The organism is Jeotgalibaca dankookensis (assembly GCF_002005405.1).
Lineage (GTDB): Bacteria > Bacillota > Bacilli > Lactobacillales > Aerococcaceae > Jeotgalibaca > Jeotgalibaca dankookensis.
Window position 1 is genome coordinate 1,437,869 of sequence record NZ_CP019728.1, and the last position, 24,345, is coordinate 1,462,213.

General features: G+C 38.4%; 22 protein-coding genes and 1 pseudogene. 3 read left to right on the forward strand and 20 right to left on the reverse strand.

Translation table 11 applies throughout. From position 1 onward, the window contains the following. Positions 1-7: 7 nt before the first annotated feature. The 7 genes from BW727_RS07045 to BW727_RS07075 form a co-directional block, all read right to left on the reverse strand. On the reverse strand, positions 8-859 hold the full coding sequence (locus BW727_RS07045; RefSeq protein ID WP_062470361.1) for a 3-hydroxybutyryl-CoA dehydrogenase: 852 nt from the start codon (positions 857-859) through the stop codon (positions 8-10). A 4-nt stretch (positions 860-863) separates the two neighbouring features. Beyond that, on the reverse strand, positions 864-2,009 hold the full coding sequence (locus BW727_RS07050; protein ID WP_062470363.1) for an acyl-CoA dehydrogenase family protein: 1,146 nt from the start codon (positions 2,007-2,009) through the stop codon (positions 864-866). A 25-nt stretch (positions 2,010-2,034) separates the two neighbouring features. Then, positions 2,035-3,216: an acetyl-CoA C-acetyltransferase gene (locus BW727_RS07055; RefSeq protein ID WP_062470367.1), complete on the reverse strand. Its 1,182-nt coding sequence runs from the start codon at positions 3,214-3,216 to the stop codon at positions 2,035-2,037. A gap of 222 nt (positions 3,217-3,438) precedes the next feature. After that, a complete protein-coding gene (locus tag BW727_RS07060; RefSeq protein ID WP_062470369.1) occupies positions 3,439-4,341 on the reverse strand; it encodes a LysR family transcriptional regulator in 903 nt (300 codons plus the stop codon). 123 nt (positions 4,342-4,464) lie between these two features. Then, the gene (gene fadE, locus BW727_RS07065) at positions 4,465-5,682 is read right to left on the reverse strand and encodes an acyl-CoA dehydrogenase FadE (protein ID WP_062470372.1); all 1,218 of its coding nucleotides are present in this window, start codon (positions 5,680-5,682) and stop codon (positions 4,465-4,467) included. A gap of 123 nt (positions 5,683-5,805) precedes the next feature. Further along, complete coding sequence (locus tag BW727_RS07070) at positions 5,806-6,663, reverse strand: YtnP family quorum-quenching lactonase (RefSeq protein ID WP_062470374.1); 858 nt, start codon at positions 6,661-6,663, stop codon at positions 5,806-5,808. A gap of 27 nt (positions 6,664-6,690) precedes the next feature. Then, positions 6,691-7,278, reverse strand: coding sequence for a CoA transferase subunit A (locus BW727_RS07075; protein WP_062470378.1), 588 nt, complete (start codon positions 7,276-7,278; stop codon positions 6,691-6,693). Positions 7,279-7,476: 198 nt separating this feature from the next. Here BW727_RS07075 and rpoN point away from each other — a divergent pair, with 198 nt between their 5' ends. Next, a complete protein-coding gene (rpoN, locus tag BW727_RS07080; protein ID WP_062470384.1) occupies positions 7,477-8,775 on the forward strand; it encodes an RNA polymerase factor sigma-54 in 1,299 nt (432 codons plus the stop codon). Positions 8,776-8,968: 193 nt separating this feature from the next. On the opposite strand, the gene BW727_RS07085 is transcribed toward rpoN, so the two are convergent. From BW727_RS07085 to map, 6 genes are all read right to left on the reverse strand, one after another. Continuing rightward, positions 8,969-9,907 carry a PTS system mannose/fructose/sorbose family transporter subunit IID gene (locus BW727_RS07085; protein ID WP_062470387.1) on the reverse strand — a complete coding sequence of 313 codons (939 nt, stop codon included), beginning with the start codon at positions 9,905-9,907 and terminating at the stop codon, positions 8,969-8,971. 18 nt (positions 9,908-9,925) lie between these two features. Continuing rightward, entirely contained in the window at positions 9,926-10,732 is an 807-nt protein-coding gene (locus tag BW727_RS07090) for a PTS mannose/fructose/sorbose transporter subunit IIC (RefSeq protein WP_062470390.1), read from the reverse strand. Between the two features lie 31 nt (positions 10,733-10,763). Then, entirely contained in the window at positions 10,764-11,732 is a 969-nt protein-coding gene (locus tag BW727_RS07095) for a PTS sugar transporter subunit IIB (protein WP_062470393.1), read from the reverse strand. Between the two features lie 11 nt (positions 11,733-11,743). After that, positions 11,744-12,235, reverse strand: a complete 492-nt coding sequence (locus tag BW727_RS07100; protein ID WP_062470396.1) for a mannose/fructose/sorbose PTS transporter subunit IIB — start codon at positions 12,233-12,235, stop codon at positions 11,744-11,746. 195 nt (positions 12,236-12,430) lie between these two features. Then, positions 12,431-15,262 (reverse strand): sigma-54-dependent transcriptional regulator, encoded by a 2,832-nt coding sequence (locus BW727_RS07105; RefSeq protein ID WP_062470398.1) that lies wholly within the window; start codon positions 15,260-15,262, stop codon positions 12,431-12,433. A 106-nt stretch (positions 15,263-15,368) separates the two neighbouring features. Further along, a complete protein-coding gene (gene map, locus BW727_RS07110) occupies positions 15,369-16,121 on the reverse strand; it encodes a type I methionyl aminopeptidase (protein WP_062470401.1) in 753 nt (250 codons plus the stop codon). A 158-nt stretch (positions 16,122-16,279) separates the two neighbouring features. Here map and manA point away from each other — a divergent pair, with 158 nt between their 5' ends. Together manA and BW727_RS07120 are read left to right on the forward strand one after the other, a co-directional pair. Next, a complete protein-coding gene (gene manA, locus BW727_RS07115; RefSeq protein ID WP_062470404.1) occupies positions 16,280-17,227 on the forward strand; it encodes a mannose-6-phosphate isomerase, class I in 948 nt (315 codons plus the stop codon). Between the two features lie 17 nt (positions 17,228-17,244). Then, the gene (locus BW727_RS07120) at positions 17,245-18,426 is read left to right on the forward strand and encodes a M20 family metallopeptidase (protein WP_217994424.1); all 1,182 of its coding nucleotides are present in this window, start codon (positions 17,245-17,247) and stop codon (positions 18,424-18,426) included. A 128-nt stretch (positions 18,427-18,554) separates the two neighbouring features. On the opposite strand, the pseudogene BW727_RS10980 reads toward BW727_RS07120, so the two are convergent. From BW727_RS10980 to truA, 7 genes and pseudogenes are all read right to left on the reverse strand, one after another. Beyond that, positions 18,555-20,077, reverse strand: a pseudogene (locus BW727_RS10980) (IS1182 family transposase). Positions 20,078-20,271: 194 nt separating this feature from the next. Then, positions 20,272-20,664 carry a 30S ribosomal protein S9 gene (gene rpsI / locus BW727_RS07130; RefSeq protein ID WP_062470681.1) on the reverse strand — a complete coding sequence of 131 codons (393 nt, stop codon included), beginning with the start codon at positions 20,662-20,664 and terminating at the stop codon, positions 20,272-20,274. Between the two features lie 13 nt (positions 20,665-20,677). Next, complete coding sequence (rplM, locus tag BW727_RS07135) at positions 20,678-21,121, reverse strand: 50S ribosomal protein L13 (protein ID WP_077795807.1); 444 nt, start codon at positions 21,119-21,121, stop codon at positions 20,678-20,680. Positions 21,122-21,328: 207 nt separating this feature from the next. Beyond that, entirely contained in the window at positions 21,329-22,249 is a 921-nt protein-coding gene (locus tag BW727_RS07140; protein WP_062470687.1) for a dihydrodipicolinate synthase family protein, read from the reverse strand. Between the two features lie 134 nt (positions 22,250-22,383). Beyond that, positions 22,384-23,220, reverse strand: coding sequence for a MurR/RpiR family transcriptional regulator (locus tag BW727_RS07145; protein ID WP_062470690.1), 837 nt, complete (start codon positions 23,218-23,220; stop codon positions 22,384-22,386). Positions 23,221-23,404: 184 nt separating this feature from the next. Next, positions 23,405-23,533: a hypothetical protein gene (locus BW727_RS10850; protein ID WP_062470692.1), complete on the reverse strand. Its 129-nt coding sequence runs from the start codon at positions 23,531-23,533 to the stop codon at positions 23,405-23,407. Between the two features lie 24 nt (positions 23,534-23,557). After that, positions 23,558-24,331 (reverse strand): tRNA pseudouridine(38-40) synthase TruA, encoded by a 774-nt coding sequence (gene truA / locus BW727_RS07155; RefSeq protein WP_062470695.1) that lies wholly within the window; start codon positions 24,329-24,331, stop codon positions 23,558-23,560. Between the last annotated feature and the right edge of the window lie 14 nt (positions 24,332-24,345).

Below are 24,345 nucleotides of genomic sequence, written 5' to 3' on the forward strand. Positions count from 1 at the left end.
ATTCCCCCTATTTATAACTGTAAAATCCTTGACCTGTTTTTTTACCTAAGCGACCTGCTTCAACGTATTTTTTCAATAATGGACAAGGACGATATTTGGAGTCACTAAATCCTTCATATAGAACTTCCATAATCGCTAAGCACACATCTAAACCAATATAATCAGCGAGTGCAATTGGTCCCATTGGGTGGTTTGCACCTAGTTTCATGGCTTCGTCAACCTCTTCGGCTGATGCAACACCTTCATAGACGGTATAAATTGCTTCATTAATCATAGGAATTAAAATCCGGTTTACTGCAAAACCTGGTGAGTCTTTTACATCAATACCGACTTTACCGATTTTTTTAGTTAAATCGAAAATAGCTTCAGCTGTTTCTTGACTTGTTGTTAAGGCACGGTTTACTTCTACCAATTTCATGACTGGAACTGGGTTGAAGAAATGCATACCAATCACACGGTCAGGACGTTTTGTAGCATTGGCAATTTCTGTTACTGATAGTGAAGAGGTATTACTTGCTAAAATTGTCTCAGCAGGAGTGATTTCGTCTAGTTTACGGAAAATATCAAGTTTAATTGTTTTATTTTCCGTTGCAGCTTCGATAACAAGTTGTACATCTTTTGCGTCTGCATAATCCGTTGAGAGTGTAAAACGCTCTAAAATCGCTGTTTTATCTTCTTCTGTCTTGCGTTCTTTTTGAATATCACGATCTAGCTGTTTTGCAATCTTCTCAATTGCTTTATCTAAAAATTCTTGTTTAATATCATTTAGAATAACTTGGTATCCTGTTTCTGCCATTACTTGTGCAATACCGCTTCCCATTGTTCCAGAACCGATAACCATTATTTTGTTGATTTCCATTAAATTATTCTCCTTTATTGTCATGTATCCGCTTTAACCAAGGTTTTGACATGAGTGTCATTTGGGTGTGACTACTACCACCGTAGATTTGGGTGAGTTTTGAATCACGAACATATCGCTCAATGGCATTATCTCTCATATATCCGTATCCCCCCGTTAGTAGCATCGCCATCTCTGCTGTTTCAACCGCCACGTTAGAGGCTTTTAGCTTCACGAGAGCCGGCAAACAAATTTCATCTGGGTTAAAAACTTCGATTTTTTCAAGGATAGCTTCGGCTGCATAAATTTCTGAATATGCAGTTGCCATTTTGTACTGATTATTTGGTAAATCAATCAACCGTTGTCCAAACCGGCGATCTTGTTGCATGTAGGCTAAAGTACGTTCAAATACCCCTTGTGCCAGACCAATTGCTTGAGCTGCTACAAATACTTTATTATAATTTTTGATTGCATAAACTTGCTCTTTTCCACCAGGCTTACCACCTAATACAGCATCTTTGGACAAGTGAACACGTTCAAAATTTAATTGGGCAACAGGAAGTCCGCGTATACCCATTTTTTCTTCTTGGGGACCAATTGTTAGTCCCGGCGTATCGCAAGGTACTAGGAAAATCCCATAATCTTCCTCACCATTTAACAAACGGGTGCGGGCTGCCACTGAATAAATGCCTGCTTTACCTGCTAATGAGATAAAATGTTTGGCACCAGTTAATTCCCACCCATCCTCTTTTTCAATCGCTGTTGTTTCAATTTTTTCTAAGTTACTTCCAATGTCTATTTCATTCATGGCAAAAGCCCCTAGTAGTTCTCCACTCAAAAGAGCCGGTAAATACAAGTTTTTTTGCTCTTGCGTTCCGTAGTCGTGAATGGGTGTAATACCAAAGGAAATTTGCGTTAGTAATACACTAGAAGTAGAAGCACACTCTTTGGAGACAAGTCGGATAACTTCTAAAGTGTCTTGTAGCGTTCCGTCAAGCCCACCGTTACAGCGGTAGAATGGGATACGTAACACGCCTAAATCAGCTAGATAATAAACTGTTTCTTCCGGAAAAACTTCATTCTTATCAATTTCTTTCGCTTGATCCCGCACAACAGTTTCTGAATACTCTTGAACGTTGTGAATGATGCCATCAATGGGACGTGTTACCATCCTAATTCCTCCTCTAACTATTTACTTATCTTTCTACAACTAAAGCAATTCCTTGTCCGCCACCAATACATAGGGTAGCTAAACCGCGTTTCGAATCACGTTTTTTCATTTCATGTAAGAGTGTTACAAGGATACGAGCGCCACTTGCACCAATTGGGTGTCCGAGGGCTATCGCACCACCATTAACGTTAGTAATACTTGTGTCTAAGCCAAGGTCTGTAATAACACTTAACGCTTGCGCCGCAAATGCTTCGTTTGCTTCAATTAATTCTAAATCAGATACTTCTAGATTTGCTTTTTTCAATGCTTTTTTGGTTGCTGGAATTGGTCCACAACCCATAATTTTCGGTTCTACTCCCGCACTTGCATAAGACTTGATTGTTGCCATCGGTTCAAATCCTAGCTCTTCAGCTTTTTCTTTTGACATAACAATGACTACTGCTGCGCCATCATTTAATCCGGATGAATTTCCAGCTGTAACGGTTCCGCCATCACGTTTGAAAGCAGGTTTAAGTTTACTCATAGATTCCATAGTTGTTCCAAAGCGAGGATATTCGTCTGTATCAAAAACAACAGGTTCGCCTCTTCTTTGTGGGACTGGGAACGGAATAATTTCATCTTTAAAACGGCCTGATTTAATTGCTTTTTCAGCATTATTTTGACTCAATACAGCTAATTCATCTTGTTGTTGTCTGGTAAAACCGTATTTTTCAACGATGTTTTCTGCTGTCATACCCATATGAATGTCATTAAAAGCATCCATCAACCCATCTTTAAGCATGGTATCAACCATTTTTGTATCACCCATACGTGCACCCCAACGCGCATCGTTCACAACGTAAGGCGCTTGACTCATCACTTCGGTTCCACCGGCGATCACAATTTCGTTGTCCCCTGCAATAATAGATTGTGCTGCTAATGCCACTGTTTTTAACCCTGAACCACACACTTTATTAATTGTAAATGATGGAACGTGTTTTGGAATCCCTGAGTTAACAGCTACTTGACGTGCTACGTTTTGTCCGAGCCCTGCGCTCAATACATTACCAAAAATTAATTCATCGACTAGGCTAGGATCTAGATTAATACTTGCCATTGCTTCTTTAACAGCATGCGCTCCTAAATCAACAGCTGAAACATTTTTCAATGCTCCTCCAAAAGCTCCCATTGGTGTTCTTAGTGCTTGTACAATAACTACTTCACGCATCATATATTCCTCCATTTATCTTTTTTAAACATTCCATTATGTATCATTTGTAAGTGTAAGGGGTGAAACGTTTACAATGTTATGATACCGTTGTTTATGATCTAGGTCTACAAAGTTTCTTTTAAGATATCTATAAGTTAAGTTAATACTCTTAAGAGATTCATGGTATTTAAAAAGACTAGATTGTTTTCTAGTCTTTTGTTTGTAGGTTATTTTGACTAATTAGTCTATTGGTTGGTAAAAATAATTTAGCATTTCTTCATGCAAATAAGCTTCAACTGGGCTATAGCTTTGTTTTATAGGGCGGCACAGTAAAACATTAAAGGGAATCGGATCATTAAATCTTTTCATAGCAACATCTTCAATTTTTAAATACCGTTTAATTGGAGCAGGTAAGATGGCAATAATATCAGAGTGATAGGTTGTCTCCACTAAAAAGTCCCAGGAAGCAGATGTTAAAGTAATGGCCGTTTCTGATTTTTTACTTTTTAATTTTTCTGAAACAAGTTTATTGGTAATAAAGGACTCTCTAAAAGTAGCTATCTGGTAGGGGTTTAAGTCTTGCCAGCTAATCTCTTCTTTTTTTGATAGAGCGTGGATTGGGTTCATAAAGGCGGTATATTCATCAATTTGGATTACGTGTTCTTCATAGCTTTTAGGGTCTAAACCAGTTGGTGCGACTAAAACGGCATAATCTAAATCTTTTTCAAAGAGCATTCGTTTCAGTTCATACGAGCCCTCTTCAATAATTTCTATTTTGACGTCGGGGTTTTCAACAATAAAACGTGAGAAAAAATTTGAAAATAAAACGGTTAAAACCAATGAGGGTAGACCAATTCGAATCGTTCCTTTTTGTTTTGCTGATTCTTTTCGAACCATCTCCTGCATCTCTTCATACATAGAAACAATTTTTTGTGCGTATTCATAAACTTTTTGTCCACTTGGGGAAAGTTCTTCTAGTCGGCTATTTTTACGAATGAATAACTCGATTTCTTCGTCGCGCTCGAAGTTTGTCACAAATTGGCTTAAGGCGGATTGTGAAATATGAATTCTTCGAGCTGCCAATGATAAATTACAACCACATTCTACAATTGTGATGAGATAATACATCTGAGTGATGTCCATCGCGCTCTCTCCTTACAATTTTCTTAACTCATGAATATTCCTACTCTATTATACCTTTAATGTATTTAAAAAGGACAAAAAAAAAAGAGGCCTACTTAAAAGTAGCCTCCTTTGAAAAATATTTTAAACGAATGCACTCTCACCAGTTAAGTAGCGGCCTACAATTAATGCGTTAATTTCATGTGTTCCTTCGTAGGAATAGATGGCTTCAGCATCTGTAAAGAAGCGAGCAACATCTGTATCTAGAGTGATACCATTTCCACCTACAACTTCACGAGCCAGTGCTACAGTTTCACGCATACGAAGCGCATTGTGCATTTTTGACATAGCGGAATTTACTTCTGAATAATTTCCTTCTTCTTGTAATTGCGCTAAGCGAACCGAATATGAAAGACATGCTGTTACATTTGCTTGCATAATGGAAAGTTTTTCTTGAACTAATTGGAATGAACCAATTTTCTTACCAAATTGTTCACGCTCTTTTACATAACGCAACGCTGCTTCAAAAGCACCTGCTGCTAAACCAGTAGCAAGATGAGATATGTCTGCGCGTGTTGTTCTTAAGATTGCTGCAACATCTCTAAAGCCATGGATATTTGGTAGACGACGGTCTTCACTAACTTCAACATTAATCATAGTAATGTGGCCATTTGGAACCATACGCAGTGATACTTTATTTTTAATATTTTCAACGGTTAGACCTTCGGCTTTTCCTGGAACGACGAAAGCTTTTACTTTGTTATCTTCAACGTCACGAGCAAAGATAACAATCTCATCCGCATTTTTCGCGCCACCAATCCAGCGTTTCTCTCCATTTAAAATCCAATTGTCACCATCGCGACGTGCGCTTGTTGCTAAGCCACCAGCAATATCAGAACCGTGTAGTGGTTCTGTTAAACCGAAACAAGTTAGGTTTTCAAAGGACGTTACTTTTGGAGCCCAGCGATCAATCTGTTCTTTTGTACCACCATATAGAAGTGCTGCGTAGAATAGACCACCATGGACTGTATAAAGCGTTGCAAATGATGGATCCATTTTAGCTAGTTCAAAATAACGGAATACATTAAATAACTCACTTGTTTTAAGTTCGTCTTCACGTCCCTCAAACAATCTTTTATCATTCATGAATCCTACTTTGGTTATTTCTTCCCATGCATGAAATGGAAACTCTGCTTTTTCTGTATACTCTGTTAAGATTGGATAAACATTTTTTTCTAGCGACTCGCGTAGTTCTTTCAGAACTTCTAGTTCACCATCAGTTAAATCATTTGAATATCCGAACAAATCTGTTGGATAAAATTCTTTTGTATCTACTGGTCTTGCTGTTTTTTCTGCTGCCATTTTGGTAGCCTCTTTTCTATTTATTTTATTTTTTTACAAACCCCTTAACCGCTTACATATAGAGTTTAATACATCCTATCTATTAGGTCTACTTATAGAAATTGATAGAAGCTATAAGTAAAACTAAATGTATCTTTTTTTACTGCGTTTCAAGGTAGCGATCATTTCTTTTCCTTCTTTATCCCATTGAATCATCCGGTAAACAACGTCATGGTAAAAGATAAATTTATAACCATTTTTATAAGCTTCTGCTAACCAAGCTTGTTTGGCGTAGATGGTATCCATTGGATAATCATCGTAAGCCATTACCCAAAGTGGATTTTGTTGGGCGTGGATTGGCATAATATCTGCCATATGTAGGAGTGTCTCATTGCCCTGAGTTAACTTAATAATGGCATGTCCCCTACTATGGCCACCCGTATGGTACATCGTTATACCGGGCACAACTTCTAATTCTTTTTCAAAAGTGACCACCTGATCTTGAATCGCTTCCCAATTCTGTTTCCAGTAGGTACTCTTAGAACGAATATTGGGCTCACGTACTTCATCCCATTCAATTTGCGTCATATAAATTGTTGCATTTGGAAAAGATGACACCAACTGGTCTTTCTCATACCGCGTTAATCCGGTGGCATGATCAAAATGCATATGGGTCATCAATACTACGTCAATATCTGCTCGTGTTAAATTTAAAGATTCCAAACTTTCTTCAATAGTTGACTCTTCGTGGACACCAAAATTTCTTTTTTGTTTTTCTGTTAACTTACCCTTTTCAATCCCGCTATCAATTAAATAATTTTTGCCTTGGTACTGAATTAATATCGGTTCCGTCGCATTTTCAATTTGATTGTTATCATTTGAAGCATATTTACGGCTCCATAGTGGTTTGGGAACAACACCAAAGATAGCACCCCCATCATAAGACACTACTCCACCATCCAACCAGGTTAAAGTCATATCATGAAACTGTAAAGTATCCATATTCAAGTCCCCTTTCTAACTTACCCTTTAAACTTTTTCTAATATTCCCTCATGGACTTTTTCTACTACATAATCAACAAAAATTCCTGGCGTTTGCGGAATCGTCGACTCAAATTCATTAGCCTCCACAACTTCTAAGGCTTCTACAACAGTTGTTTGTGATGCTAGTGCCATTAGATTGTTCATATTCCTATTTGTATATTTTGCTACCATATTACCGTGTCTATCAACCTTATTAGCAAACAGTAATGCAACGTCTGCATAATAGTTAGAATTTTGACCAAAACCAGCTTGTAATAACTTTTGATAAAGTTCTTCTTGAGGTAGAAGTTCCACTTCTAATTCACCAGCTTGTATTTGTCGTTTAGCCTCTTGATTGGTTCTAATATAGGATACAATTATTTTTTTAAATTGTTTGGCTGCTACCATTTTACCGGGACCTAGGTTAGTAAAACCGGTATCATTTGCAATTAACGTTAAATCCTTGACTCCACTTTTTACGATTGCATCAATCAGACTTTCAGGTAAGTCACTACCCAAAAACCCCCCAATCATTATCACTGCTCCATCTTCAATAGTATTTATCGCTTCTTCTATTGTTATGAGTTTATTCATCTTGCAACCTCCGCTAGCACTTTAATCATGTTTGTAAGAACGCTCTCTTTCTTCTACACTCTAATCGTTGAAACATTAAAATGCCACTAGCTAATTATAATACTCCTTATTAGCTCAGGTTATAGAGGGTTCTATTTTATTCTGTTATTTATTTAATGTGCCCGTGTGGTAATATGGAAGCAGAAAGAGGTGTTCGTTATGGAGTTTAATCAGCAATACACGCAAAAACAAACTCAAAAACAAACCTACGTCCCCAACTTAGTACAAGGGATGGAAATTTTACAGCTGAACCGAATGGATTTGGCAACTTATTTAAACCGTATCCTATTAGGAAACCCCTTTATTGAAATGAACATTAATGAACCTTTAACAATCTCCGCTAAAGATGTGTCTAATAATGATGTATCTGCTATTATTGAACAAACGTCTGTTTACCAGATTTCTCTTTATGAATTTTTACAAGAACAGATTTACCTTTTATATAAAGATACTACTTTACGCCAGTTAATTTTTTGGTGGATGAGTCAACTAGATGAACGTGGCTATGTGACCAAATCTCTATCAGAAGCGGAGATGGAAACTGGTGCTTCTCAAATAGCTTTGTTGGATGCTTTAACTTTATTGCAACAGTTGGATCCACCTGGTATCGCCGCACGTACCTTGCAAGAATGTTTAATGATTCAAACAGATCGTTCTGACTTTGCACCGAATATCGCTTACTTGGTTCTAGAAGAGCACTACGATGATCTCATCCATAAGCGTTGGAAAAAAATATCGAGCCATTATGATGTGTCTTTAGAGGATGTTAAAGCTGTTTATGAGTATGTTCAAGGCCTAACGACGGCACCGGCTGAAGCTTTTGAATCGCGTTCCAAAAAAATTCCTTACATTGTCCCAGAGCTTATGGTTGAATTAATTGATTCTAATCTCATAGTCAAAGAAACTAAATATAAAACACCTTTATTAACTTTAAACACCACTTATTTTAACGATATGAAAGCCGTCGATGATAAAGAAGTTTCCGCCTATGTTACAGCTAAGAAACAAGAATTCGAGCAGCTACAGGCTAGTTTAATCAAACGTAAAAAAACAATTTTAAAGGTTGGAACGGCAATTATTATGCATCAGCAGGCTTTTTTTATCAATGAAGAGAGTCCTTTGAAGCCACTTCAGTTAAAGGATTTAGCCGCAATTTATCAACTCAGTGAATCGACGATTAGTCGTGCTGTTCGTGATACCTTTGTCCAAACACCTAAAGGAATTTTTGAACTGCGATCCTTTTTGTCAAGGCGTATGCAAGATACCGACCAATCTCGCGATGATGTTTTGAAGATTATTGAAAATTTGATTGCGGAAGAAGATAAAGCGTCACCACTTTCAGATCAAAAATTAGTAGCATTATTAGAAGAACAAAGGATTCCTGTCTCACGTAGAGCGATTGCGAAATATCGTCAACAACTTCAAATCCCTTCGTCAACCAAGCGTAAAATAAGATAGAATCATCATCAGAATATCAAAATAGGCCGCTAGTGATGAAATTTCAAGAAAAATCATCACTAGCGGTTTTAATATTTTTGCTAGTGATGAAATTACTCCATATTTCATCACTAGCCAGTAAATGATAGATTCTAATGATGATTAGCGCAACAAAAAAGCCATCTGAAATTTTCAGATGGCTTTTTTTTATAAATTATCCAAAGATTCCTAATACATAACCGATAATTCCGACTACGAAAAGACCAAAGATAATTGTAATTGGGCTAACTTTTTTACGTAACAACCAGATACATAGTAGTGTTAATAGTAATGGTGCAATACCTGGTAATAAAGAGTCCAATGTATTTTGGATGGTGGTAACTTGTTGCGGTTCAATACTTAAACCGGATTGGATTTCAGTTACTACATTTTTAAGCATATCGCCTGAAACCACACCTTCATTGGCTGCATCCGCAACTGCTTGGAAATTGACCATATCTTGTGGGTCAACATCCACACGGCTTAATACCATTGGGAAGTTCATATTTGTCCAACGTGGTACAAGCACACCCATGATAAACATACCTAGAACTGATGCACCTTGTGTTAATTTTTGCATCAACCCACCGGATAGGTTTTGGGCAATATTCCCACCTTGTACATATCCTAATTCTTGTGAATACCATAGGAAAGCCATACGAATAAGGTTCCATGCTAGGAAGAAAATGATTGGTCCAAGATAATTTTTACTCAATGCTAATGAAGCTGCAAAGGCACCTAATACAGGACGAAGTGTTCCCCAGAAGATTGGGTCACCCACACCAGCTAAAGGTCCCATCATCCCAATTTTTACACCTTGGATAGCGGCGTTATCAATATCACGACCAGCTGCTCTTTCTTCTTCCAAAGTCAATGTTACACCCAGTACCGGTGCAGCTAGATAAGGATGTGTATTAAAGAATTCCAAGTGACGTTTCAATGCTTGGGCACGGTCTTCTTTTGTTGTGTAAAGTTTTTTAAGTGCTGGAATCATTGCATATGCCCAACCAACGTTTTGCATACGTTCAAAGTTCCAAGATGCTTGTAGGAACTGACTTCTCCAGAAAACTGTTAGACGATCTTTTTTGGTTAATTTATAATTTTTTTCAGACATTATTTCATCGCTCCTTTTTTAGTAATCATTTAAGATATCGTCGAGTGGATCGCCGCCATTGCTTGAAGATCCACCGCCACCGCCGCCACTGCCTTGGTTAAACTCAGGTGAGAATTGTAGGTATAGAAGTGCTAGTACAACACCAATAATCCCCATTGCGATTAAGTTCAAATCTCCAATTGCAGATAGCGCAAATCCTAGAGCGAAGAAGATCCATAGTTTTGGTGTCGCCATCATGTTGATAACCATTGCGTAACCAACTGCTACGATGAATCCACCTGCTACAGCTAGACCACCAGTTAACCAGTCTGGAATACTATTCAATGCATTTGTAACAAGTTCTGCTGGTACTGCTAAAATAATTGCTGCTGGAATCATGATACGTAAACCTTGTAATACAAGGGCACTTAAGTGATAAAGCTCTACGCCACGGAATGATCCTTCGGCTGCTTTTCTATCGGCACCATGTGCAAACGCAACAGTTGCAGTACGTACAAACATAGTTAGTACTTGACCTGCCACTGCCAATGGAATTGCTAAGGCAATCCCTTCAGTAATACTTGCGCCATTGACGGTTACAAGAATAGCTGATGCTACTGATGCTAAAGCCGCATCCGGTGCTACCGCTGCCCCAATGTTCATCCATCCAAGTGCAATCAATTGAAGCGTTCCACCTAAAAGAAGTCCTTCTAGTGGCTTACCTGTTGCGAGCCCGATTAATGTAGCTGCTACGATTGGTTGGTGAAATTGGAATTGGTCCAAAATCCCTTCCATTCCGGCAATAAATGCAACGATTAATATTAAAATAACTGTGATAATACTCATATCAATATTCCCTCCTTATTTCCTATGCTTATTAGTTGAATTTTGCTTTTTTCATTAATTCCCAGAGATTTTTACGTTGGTCTGCCGGAACTTTACGTACGTCAAATGTGACCCCTTTATCACGTAGAGCTTCCAAAGCTTTAACGTCTTCTTTATCAACAGAAAGCACATTGTTAATCATTATTTTACCTTCTGAATGGGCCATTGAGCCGATGTTTACTTCTTTAATTCCAACGCCACCTTCAACAACGCGAAGAATATCGGTTGGGTTTTCAAATAATAGAAGTGCGCGTGTTGCACCAAACCGTGGATCATTCCAAATTTCAATCATTTTAGAAATAGGAATCACGTTTGCTTTAATACCTGGAGGTGCTGCTTGGGTAATCAATGATTTACGCAAGTCGTCTTTCGCAACTTGGTCCGATACAACAATAATACGTGTCGGTTTAACATCTTTAGACCAAGCTGTTGCAACTTGACCATGAAGCAAACGTGAGTCTAAACGGGCTAAGGCGATATCAATCTGACCTGACCCAACAACGGTTCCTTCTGGTAAAGCTTGCATGGGTTGTTTTGTTTCTGTTGCTACTTTTGGTTCTTCATATAATTCTTCTGGTTTTACTTTAATGTTTTCTTTTGCGACTGGCACAATTGCTCTGGCGATATCATGTGAACTATCCATTGCAAAACGTGAAGTGATAGCTTCAATGACCATAGGTAAGTTTAATCCAGCTACAATTGCCCATTGTTCTTGATGTTGATCAAAAAGGGTTGTTGCTTGGTTAAAAGGTGTTCCACCCCATAAGTCTGCTAGTAATAATACCTCTTCTGTGTCAAAACTTTTTGCTGCCGCTTCAATTTTAGCACGAATGTCATCTGGTCCTTCGCTTGGTTGTAAGGTTACTGCTGCAATATTTTCTTGTTCTCCTACAATCATGGTTGCTGATTGAAGAATGCCTACTGCAAAATCTCCGTGGCTTGCTAATATAATTCCAACCATTCATTTCCCTCCTAAATATAACTGCCTTTTTTTAATACATCCATTAATAATTGTTTCCGATCACTGGGAACTTTTCGAATTTCCAATTCAATCCTTTGCTGATCCAAATATTTAAACGCATCAATGTCTTCTTGATTAACAGAAACAAAATGCGTCACCATTTGTTTTCCGTCTGTAAACTTCATCCCACCAATGTTAACTGTTTGAAAATTAATCCCATTTTTATAAATTGTGACGACATCTGCGGGATTTGTAAATAAGAGCATGACTTTAACATCTTTAAGCATGGGGTTCATATAAATATCAATGAGTTTATTCAAAGTTATGACATGTGCTTTTATACCAGGTGGTGCTGCTTGGCTCAACAGTGTTTTTTGAATGGGATTAGCTGCTACTTCGTCACTGACAACAATAATTCGGCTAATCCGATTATCTTTTGCCCACGTTATCGCAACTTGACCGTGAATCAACCGATCATCTATTCGGATTAATTGGATGTCCATAGTATTCTCCTTCCAATCGGTAGACGTCTCTCCTTTCTTCATATACATGAGAACAGATTATGCCCCTTATCTATATATAAGCAAGAAGCGTGCCAACTTGTATTAGTGTTTTTTCGCTATCTAACAGCCTTTACAACTATACACAAATAAAAACACACTAAGTAAGTGTGTTTTTAGTGTATTTTCTCATTTTATTTAGTCAAACAGTGTATCAATTTCTTCGATTTTTGCCTTTTCTTTCTCAATGAAATAGCTGATATAAAGATACTCATTCACAGGTATTTTAATTTTCAGTGCATGTTCGAATTTTTTAATTTCATTTAGAAGCATGGGATTCATTTGTTGATCCCCTACAATTTTAGGTTTTGCTAAACTGTCTTGGTGAACCAATCGTTCAATAACACCTGCCATATGCAAAGAGAGATTTATGTGAAAAGCATAACCCGGTTCTGGCTCGGCTTGGAAGGCACGACACGCAACTACAAAGTCCCAAATGAAAGGAAAAATTTTATTGGTATTTAAGAAAGTATAATTCGTTTCTATGAAATTTTTAATAAATTGTTTTGCTGCGGTAACATCTTCAAGTGTTTGACTTGGTTCAACATCCACTAGATGATTTAATTTTCCAAGCACGTTTTCAACATCATTTTCAATAAAGTTTTCTAACGGAATAAAAGGTGCCGATAATTTAGGATTAATGACACCCGTTGTAGCTACAATGGTATAGTCCTCTTCCCATAAGGCAATATTGGCCTTTAAATCGGTAATGGAACTGGTTAATACTCTAAGTGGATTACCTGGTTGCTTTGCTAATGGCTTTTCAATAATCTCTTTTAGTTTTTGCGCAGTCCCTTCCCCACTTGCACAGATGGCAACTAAAACAGGAGATTTATATAGCGATTGTATTTTGTTTTTATTTTCAATAGCGGTACTTGAGTAGCCCAGAAAACGGTCTAAGCTTTCGTGTAGTAAATCAATATCAGCATCCACTAAAGAAGCCTTACGTGCTGCTTCTAGAACGAGAGCGGTTGAGACCATATCAATGGTTCGGATATGAACCCCTGTTTCTTGCGTGAGATTTGATTCAAAGGTTGTGAGGGAGCCCATATCTACTAGTAATAAAACCCCATTTCCTTCATTTGCTTGTACAACGGCTTGTTTAACCTTTTCATAAGCGACTCGCGGTGACATATCAAGGGGCATATCTACCGCAATAATACCGCTTAACTCTAACAACTCTTCTGCGACTTGCGCCATACTTGTAGCGGTAGAGTTGCCGTGCGCAACGATTACTAAACCTACTCGGCCCATTGTTTGCTCTTCTTGTAGAGAAACTAGTAGGACAGCGAGGTAATAGACTTCACTCTCTGGTACTTCAATATCGAAGTGACGAGCAATGCGCTCCTTCAATAAAGTGGCTACTTCGATTTCAGTCGTGTAGCCCATCGCCATTTCCTTTATACGATCATTCAGTTGGCGCACTTCACCTGTTTCAATTTTATTTAAAAAGGCACTGATATGCAGGCTAACCGCATAAATATAATTGTGTTTAAAAGACGTAGCAAGCGCCGTTTCAATTTCTTTAGAAACACTATGCACAAACTGAATGACATCTTTAGAAACCACGTCGGCTAAACGAGAATCTGTTTCCAAAGAAAAACCATGATTGCGATAAAAGGACTTGAGATGAACATTAATATCTGTTGAAATATATTGGTTAATTGATTCTTGATCCAACCCTTCAGCTTCTAACAAAGTGGCCTTATCACCAATAATATCATAGAGATTATAAGGGAGTTCATAAGCATCTTCACTTCCAATTTGATAGAAGGGTTCATTTGGATAAACTGTAATTTGCGCCTCTGTTATTTTTGAAAGAGCGGAGCGATAGCGTGCATTGGATGATTTGTTAATCAGGTAAGCACGGATACTTTCCGGTAGATCACGTGCGGTTAAGGTAATATTATCTTGATCGAGTTGGTTCATAAACCCACGGGCACAAACCAACTGAATACCCGATTTTAACTGGCCAATATTTCCATAGCCAACACTAGCTATTAGTGCTTTAATGACGTCTTCACTTAAGGTAATTTGTTTTTGAATACGTGTAGCCTCTAAACTGGTTAATAACTTAACGAGATCTAACTGCTCGCCAGCTGAACGTTTCTTAAAGGATGGTAATTGAATGACAATTGGAATCCGTCTCATAAAAGTATCTAAAAATGTCGAGCGCGGATCTTCTGTCGTAGCGCAGACAATTCGTACGGTTGACGTACGTGATTTTCCAGACTCACCGAGACGACTATACATACCAGTATCCATAAAATAAAAAATCATTTCCTGTCCTTCTGGTGGTAAGCGGTGAATTTCGTCTAAGAACAACATACCGAGATCAGCTTGCTGAATCAAGCCTTCTTTATCTGCGTTAGCGCCGGTAAAAGCTCCTTGGCTATAACCAAATAAATGACTCATTAAGAGTTGAGGGTTATTAGCATAATCAGCACAATTAAAAACGATCAATTCCTTATCACTCGAAATAATTCCATTGCTCTGTGCGTAATGGAACATAGCATGAGCAAAGTACGATTTCCCTGAACCGGTTGGACCAGTAATCAAGGTATTTAATCCTTTAGGTGGATAAAGAACAGCTGCTTTTGCTTGTTCAACTGCATTTTTCATACTACCAGAAGCACCAATCATAGAACGAAAGACATCTGTTTCATTATGCGTTTTTCTTTTTACTTTGGCTTGAGGAGTCACTGCTTCTTTATAGCTCGGTACGTGTTTGGTAAGTGGCTGATGCGGTTCTAGGTTTACGTGGTAATATCGGACGGGACGACCCTCTGTCTTCGCCAACTTCCCTTCCCTTACTAATTGATTAAGATCTTTAGAAACATTACTGCGTTGAATATCAAGTGCCTCAGCGACTAATTTTGTTGTAAGGCCTTGCCCACTGTCTATTTCCCATTCTGTTAACGTGTGGGTATTTTCCTTTACATAACGATAAATACGGTTGATACGATTCACAGTGTGTCGCCTCCTATGGCTAGTGTATGATACTATCTATTATACACTATTTTTATCCGTCTCCCCACAAAAAAACCAAAGCTTTCCCAGCTTTGGTTTTTATACATTAATCTTGTTCAGTTAGTATTTTCGGACCATCACTCGTAATAGCAATGGTATGCTCAAATTGGCAACTAATTCCGCCATCTCTTGTACGCGCCGTCCAACCATTTTTATCCATTTTCGAACGCCACGTTCCGGTGTTCACCATTGGTTCAATTGTCAGCGTCATACCCTCTTTTAAACGTAATCCTTTGCCAGCCTCACCATAATGTGGAACAGCTGGACTTTCATGCATGGTGGGTCCAATACCGTGACCAATAAACTCACGAACGACTGAAAATCCTTCTGCTTCAACGTAGGTTTGAATAGCATGTCCAATATCACCAATGCGATTTCCAACGGTCGCTTGCTCAATACCCAAATAAAGAGCTTTCTTAGTTACTTCTAGTAAGTGGTCAAGTTCTGGTGTGGATTCTCCAACGATATAAGTCCAGCATGAATCTGCCATAGCGCCTTTGTAATTGACAACTGTATCTACTTTGACCATGTCCCCATCTTTAAGTACTTCGTTACGAACCGGGAAACCGTGGCAAATTTCATCATTGACACTGGTACATGTTGCATATTCATACCCTTCAAAGCCAATTTGTTCAGGGATTGCACCTGCATCACGAATTGCTTTTTCAACAAATTCATTGATTGCCATTGTTGTCATACCTGGTTTGATAAAGTCCCGTAAAGAAACATGGATACCGGCTAGTATTTTCCCAGCTTCTTCCATCGCTTCAATTTCACGTGGTGATTTTAATGTGATCATTTATAACTTCCTCCATTATCCTTACTTTTGCTATTCAATTATACCATTGAATCTGTGGAATAGAAAAAATATTATCTCGCCAGATGATGGGTTGGAAGTACCAACAAACTTGTAATTCTGTTAAAGTAGAGGTAACAGTATATTAAAGGAGGAATAACATGCAAGAACCATTATTTATACAACCCGTACTTCAAGAAAAAATGTGGGGTGGAACTAAACTCCGTGATATTTATGGCTATAAAATCCCTAGCGAGCACACGGGTGAATGTTGGGCAATTAGTGCTCATCCAGACGGTGTCGGCAAAATTACGATTGGAACGTTCGCTGGAATGGGTCTTGATGAACTCTATCAAACACATCCTGAATTATTCGGACATCCAACTTCTCCTGTTTTCCCGCTATTAACTAAAATTATTGACGCGGCGGATGCCTTATCGGTTCAAGTACATCCAGATGATGCTTATGCTCTTAAAAATGAAGGAGAACTAGGTAAAACGGAATGTTGGTATGTAATTGATGCTGATGAAGGAGCAGAAATTGTTTATGGCCACACAGCACAATCACGTCAAGAGTTTGAAGACCTTGTTGAAGCAGGTAAATGGGAACAACTCTTACGCTATATTCCAGTTAAAAAAGGTGATTTCTTTTTTGTTCCCAGCGGAACCATTCATGCAATTGGTGCGGGGATTACTATTCTAGAAACACAACAAAGTAGTAACACTACTTACCGTGTTTATGATTTTGATCGTTTGGACCAAGCGGGACATGCTCGGGATCTACATATTGAAGCGTCATTAGCTGTCACAACTATTCCGCATCAAGACCCAGAAAACCATTTCCAAACAGAAGGTGCGGTAACGACCTTTATTGAGAGTGAGTATTTTAATGTATATAAATGGGATATTTCTAATACTTTTGACTACCATCAAGAGGCCCCTTATACACTCTTCAGCGTCTTAGAAGGTCAAGGAGAATTATCTATTACCGACAACTCCTATTCCATTGGTAAAGGTATGCATTTTATTTTACCGCATGATATTGATTCTGTTCGCTTTACCGGACAACTCGAAATGATTGTCTCAACCCCTGGTCCTAAAAGCCAATAAGTAAAAAAGGAGCTGATATGATGAACTTACTAGACCGTTTGAAAGAAAAACTAGCGGAAAAAGAAGGACGCATGATTGAAATTCGTCGCTACCTCCATCAACATCCAGAACTTTCTTTTCACGAAGAAAATACTGCTCATTATATTGCTGAGTTTTATCAGGACGTGCCTATTGATGCGATTGAAACCAATTATGGAGGCCAGCGTGGGGTTGTGGTCACTATTAAAGGGGGACAACCTGGGGAAACCATTGCGATTCGTGCTGATTTCGATGCTTTACCCATTACTGAAGAAACCGGACTTCCTTTCGCTTCCCAAAATCCTGGTGTCATGCATGCATGCGGACATGATGGCCACACGGCTTATATGTTAATTTTAGTTGAAACCTTAGCTGAAATGAAAGATCAGTTAAAAGGAACCATTCGTGTGATTCATCAGCCTGCTGAAGAAGTTCCTCCAGGTGGGGCACTGGGGATGATTCAAGCTGGCGTCATGGAGGATGTGGATGCTGTTTTTGGAATACACCTGATGGCGAACGTAGAAACGGGAAAAATTCTTTATCGCCCTGGCAATACTCAGACTGGTCGCGCCTACTTTAAATTGGAAATTCAAGGCAAAGGCGGTCATGGTTCTTCTCCGCATACAGCAAATGATGCCATTGTAGCAGCTAGTTCCTTCGTTATGAACATTCAAACGATTGTCAGCCGCCGTGTCAATCCTTTTGATACCGCTGTTGTCACTGTTGGATCTTTTGACGGTAAAGGTAGCTTTAACGTCATCAAAGATGCCGTTACCCTAGAAGGTGATGTACGCAGCATGTCTGAGGAAACGCGCTTATTAGTTGAGGAAGAGATGCATCATTTTGTAGCCGGTTTAGAGGCTGGTTATGGTGTCCAAGCTGAACTTACCTATTCTCATGATTATCCAGTCTTATACAATGATCCAGAAATAACAGAAGCGGTAAAACAAGCTCTTGTGGAAGCTGAGATAGCTGAAATCTTAGAAGCAGAACCGCAGCCACCATCAGAAGATTTTGCTTATTATTTAAAAGAAAAACCAGGTAGCTTTTTCTATGTAGGAGCTAAACCATCTAACGGAAAAGACTATCCCCACCATCATCCAAAATTTGTTATTAATGAAGATAGCCTCTTGCTCTCTGCAAAAGCAATGGCTGCTGTTGTTACCCGTTTCTGTAGTTAATATAGATAGTACTTGTTTATTTAATACAAAGAGGCTGGGACAAAATATCTCAGCTAACCAAAAAGATGAATGAGTTCAAAAAACTCAATCATCTTTTTGGTTTTGTATTAAAAAGTCGCGTAATTCTGTTAACTAGCCTTCCTTAGATTATATTTTCTCAAGTTATTGGCCATCAAGGCCAATTCAATATCAACTTTTACCTTTTCTTTTCCACGTAAATGGAATCGAGTGAAACCCAAATTAGCCTTTATCTGGCCAAAAACAGGCTCAACATCGATTTTGCGTTGTGCAAAAATCCGAGACCCTTCGGGCGATAAAAGCTTACTCGTTTCTTGTTCTTTTAATTCCTCATAGTGCCAATTATAGTTAAATGATTTTTGGGGGGCTTCTTCCGGATTAGTCGGTTTATATACATGGATTATCTGAACGAAACCACTCGTGTTCTTCTTGCGGCTGATATGGCTGAAATAATATTTCGTACCATCCGGATGGACAAAATAATTTTCTTCCGCCACATACTCCCAATTTTTTCTGTTTTTATCTGATGATTTATAACTACGCTTTTGTTCTTTATCAAACGCATTATATTTGATAAGGTGTTCCACATCAATTTGGTCCAAGTAATCCAGGTTTCCCTCACTGCCATATCCAGCATCAGCTACAATGGTCTTCGGTAAAATGGTCAAGGAATCTACAAAAGGGATGAGTGTCCGCGTATCCGTAGGATTAGGAAACACCCGACGGCCAAAGCGAATTGGTTTTCAGTACCAATTTGAATATTGTATCCTGCCTTAAGTTGTCCATTTTGCATATAGTCATCTTTCATTCGCATAAACGTAGCGTCGGTATCCGTTTTTGAGAAGCTGTTCCGATCCTCAAAAACTTCTTCATACGCCGCATATTTTTTCTTACGTGGAATAAAGTCATTGACCAATTTACGCAAGTGTTTCTTTAGCGTCCGTCGTCTTTGCTTTTTAGGGTTTTTCCCTTTAACTGGATTCGCCTCGATGTCACTAGACAGGTCTTGAATTTCTTGCTCAATGATAGTGGCAATTTCTTCCAACTCAGCGGTGGACTGTTCATCAGAATCATCAATCTGCATGGCTTGGTCAACCAATGGTTGAATTTCTTCCTTAAAGTACTGCATCGCCTTTTCTTTAAGGGAAGCTTTGTATCTCTCAATGGCCTTTTTCCAGACAAAAGAAAACTTATTGGCATTTGCTTCAATTTTCGTGCCATCAACGAAGAGGGTTTCCATCGTGACCATATTTTCTGTCTTCAGTTTCGCAGCAAATTCCGCAAACAATTCCGGTAACAGATTTTGGCAAAACAGTGATGACCGAAACCGGTTGATTGTACGGTAGGAAATCGTTTCTTGGCTTACCAACCACATCATAGCGATGTTCTCCAACATCGTCTTTTCCATTTTCCGTCCCGAGAAGATACCTTCCGAGTAAGCGAATAACAAAGCCTTGATAAGCAAACGCGGGTGATAACCAGGCCTTCCTTCGGAAGCCTCGAATAAAGGATAGGCAGACCAATCTAACGATTCAATAAATTCATCGATAACAAAAACAAGATGGTCTTGGGGAAGCAAAGCGGATAATTCCAATGGTAAAGTGGTTTGGTTTGTGTTATATTTTTTATACATAAGAAAGCCCCTCCTGAATGTATTTGTCGTTATTTACATTATACTAGGTGGCTTTCTTTTTTTATACCAATAACAAAGCAGCCCGGAAGAAAAACTTCCGGGCTGCTTTTTAGCTAGGTTTTGTCCCAGCCTCTTTTCTTTATTCAGAGACTCAGTTTTTTCCCAGCCCCTTGAATGTTGATATATAAATAATATTAACGTTTTGAGAATTGTCCTGCTTTACGCGCTTTTTTCAAACCTGGCTTCTTACGTTCTACCATACGTGGGTCACGTGTTAGAAGACCGGCTGCTTTAAGCGGTGCGCGGAAGTCTGGATCTACTGTAAGTAGGGCACGAGAAATCCCGTGACGAGCTGCTCCAGCTTGTCCTGTAAAGCCACCACCGTTAACGTTAACGTAGATGTCATAGCTTCCTAGTGTATCAGTAATGTTTAATGGTTGTTTGATTACTTCGTACAAGTAAGGGAATGGGATATATTCTTCCATATCTTTCTTGTTGAAAATAATTTTTCCTGTTCCGGGTACAAGACGTACGCGAGCAGTTGAGTTTTTACGGCGACCAGTGCCGATATATTGTGCTTGTGCCATTTATATTCCCTCCTTAAATTAGGTTAGTGATATCTAAAACTTCTGGTTGTTGTGCTGCATGTGGGTGAGTTTCTTCACCATACACATGTAGTTTTCTAAATTGGTCAGAACCTAGTGGTCCTTTTGGAAGCATTCCTTTAATAGAATATTCCATTAGACGACGAGAATTCTTAGCACGCAATTCTCCAGCAGAAATTTGTTTTAGTCCACCGATATAGCCTGAGTGGCGAGAATAGATTTTATCTGTTGCTTTTTTACCTGTTAGTTTAACTTTATCTGCATTAATGATGATAACAAAGTCACCTGTATCCACATTTGGAGTATAAGTTGGTTTGTTTTTACCACGCAAGATTGATGCTGCAATTGATGAAATACGTCCCATAGGAACGTCTGTTGCATCGATTACGTACCATTTGCGTTCGATTTCGTTGGTCTTAGCCATGTATGTTGTACGCACGTTCATTTCCTCCATATTCTCTTATCTGAATGTTTGATCCATCTGAGTTTCCGGGGCTCTTGTGGGGCAAACAATACCGTCTTATATAATACTTCATATATCCGTTTTTGTCAAATGGTTACAAAGATTTTTTTATTTTAAAAATTACACTAAATAAGAAATCCCCTTATCAGGATTTCTTACCTGATAAGGGGATCCATTGCTTTATTATTTAACGTATTTTTTGATTGTTTCTGTAATCATTTCTGCTGCTTCTTTAGCGATTGCTAGATCGTCTTCTACAAGAGCTGGTAGCGGCTCACGTACAGAACCTAAGTCAAGGTCTTCGTTGATACGTAAAACTTCTTTGATCATACCATACATATTCCCGTGACCAGAAACAAGTTTACTAATAATACGGTTAATCGCATATTGTAATTCTTTAGCAGTTTCTAGCTCTTTGTTTTTAATTAATTCATCTAATGCTAGGAACAATTCTGGCATTGCACCATAAGTTCCACCAATTCCACCATTTGCGCCCATAATACGGCCACCTAGGAATTGCTCATCTGGTCCGTTAAAGACGATATAATCGTCACCGCTTGCTGATGCGAAAGTTTCAATATCTTGAACTGGCATAGAAGAATTTTTAACACCGATAACGCGTGGGTTTTTACGCATTTCTTCATAAAGAGCTGGTGTTAAATTAACGCCTGCTAGTTGTGGAATATTATAAATAATAAAATCTGTTTCAGGCGCTGCATCACTCATGTCATTCCAGTATTTTGCAATTGCGTATTCTGGTAGACGGAAGTAGATAGGTGGAATAGCTGCAATGGCATCCACGCCTAATTTTTCAGCATGTTTTGCTAATTCAATACTATCGCGTGTGTTGTTACATGCCACATGAGCGATAATGGTCAATTTGCCTTCTGCTGCTTCCACAACGTTTTCTAAAACAACTTTACGGTCTGCAACACTTTGGTAAATACATTCACCAGAAGAACCGTTTACATAAACACCTTTAACGCCTTTTTCAATATGGAATTTTGTTAGAGCTTGTACTCTTTCTGGACTGATTTCTCCTTGATCATCGTAGCAAGCATAAAAAGCAGGAATAACACCTTTGTATTTGTTTAAGTCTCTCATTATTATAATCTCCTTTGATTACTATTTTTTTAGTTTTTTAATAAGATTTTATTTTTTAATTCATTATGGAGTTGATCTGTTTATTATTTGCACCCCCTTTCATTTGCCCCATAATAAAGAAATGATTAACGTTTTTAAAATAATTTATCCACGACAGCCTTGGTACTTTTGCGGTGGTTCTCCACACTTACTTCTTTGTTTCGGCTATAGTAAGTTTGGAAGAGCAAATCAATTAAGAATAATTGACCGATTTTTACCGAAGCAGAACCACCTTCTAATGGTGATTCCTTCGTACCACAAAGTAAGAAAGCATCCACATAAGTCATTAAGGGTGATTGTTTAAAGCTCGTAATACACACTACCTTTACCCCTGCTTCTTTTGCTTTTTCAGCTATGTGTACAATATCTTTTGTGGCGCCAGAATAAGAAAATAAAACGAGTAAATCTTTTGGTGACGCTAAAGCAATCGCCATCGCTTGCATATGAGGATCTGGGATAATATTGACTTTATTAGTAATTCGTATAAAGCGATTCCAAGCATCTTGAGCCATCTGTAAGCTGTCACCGACACCGAAAAAGTAAATATTATTGGATTCTTCCATCATATTAACGATTTGTTCTAGCATGTTGGAATCAAGTAATTGGTAAGATTCCTCTGTCGCTTGAATGTGTTTTTGCCTGATGACATCTTCGATCTTACTCAGATTGTGTGTACGTTCGTTATTTTCTTCGGATGCTAAATATAAAGCAAGTTGCATTTTAAACTCTTGGTAACCTTGGAAGCCCATTGTTCTACAAAAGCGATAAACACTTGTTTCACCTACCGTACATTCATCGGCTAAATCCGTAATGGATAAATAGACTACCTTTTCAGTATTAGCGAGAATAAAGTCTGCTACTTTCTTTTCTGCCTTAGTCAGTTGGTTATAGTTCGTTTTGATTTGTAGCGTTAGCCCTAATTTTTTAGTCATAGACTTCTCCTTTGGCAGGTTTTTCATATCTATTCCCTTAAATCTGAATACGTTTACATTATAAAGGAAGGGATTTCTTTTTGCAACATAAAAATAAAAGATATTTCTTTTTTAGATGTTTAAATAAAAAAAGCACTCTCCCAAGGGGAAAGTACTTCATAATTTACCATAAATTCAATTACTCTTACTTATTATATATTTTCGGTCCTTTACGCATGAATTTTGCGTCATTTTTTGGGACATTGATATTTTTTGATTTTCCACCGGATTGCTTATTCTTTATTAATGCTAACATTTTTTCTTTCTTATTCATCTGTAACTCCTCCTTTACTTGTGATTAAAGATTTTCTTTGAAACTTTCATCATAGTAAACGTCTACGAGATACAGACCTTTTCCGGATGCTGTTGGTCCTGCTGCGTTGCGATCTTTCACTTCAAGCAGCCGATCGATTTCTTCTGGTTTTTTAAGTCCATCTGCTATTTGCAAACAAGTCCCTACGAAAATACGAATCATATTATATAAAAAACCATTTCCAATAAAGGTAAAAACTAACTCGTTATTCGCTTCGTCTCGTTCAACTTTAGCCACGTAAACGGTTCGCACCAAATTTTCTTTATCGGTTCTTGTCGAGCAAAAACTCGTGAAGTCATGCTCTCCTTCTAGTTTTGATAAAGCTAGAGCGAGATTATCTTCGTTCATGCGGTAAGGGTGGTGTAGGGTATAGAAGCGTTTGAAAGGATCCGCAAACCGATTTAAGTCGACCCGATAAATGTATTTTTTCCCTTTGGCGGAATAACGCGCATGGAAATCATCCACTACCTTTTCGACTTGTTTAATAGAAATGTCCGCCGGCAACATACTATTGACGGCGAGTCGTAAGGATTCTGGTTTAATGGAAATAGGTAAATCGAAATGAATCACCTGTCCTAGTGCGTGAACGCCAGAATCCGTCCGACCAGATGCAGTAATCTTAATAGTCTGGCCTTTCATCATCTTCTTCAAGGCTTTTTCGATTTCTTCTTGAACACTTTTCCCATTTATTTGAATTTGATAGCCCACATAGTTGGTGCCATCATATTGGACTAGACATTTATAACGTTGGGTTGACATATGACAATCCTTTC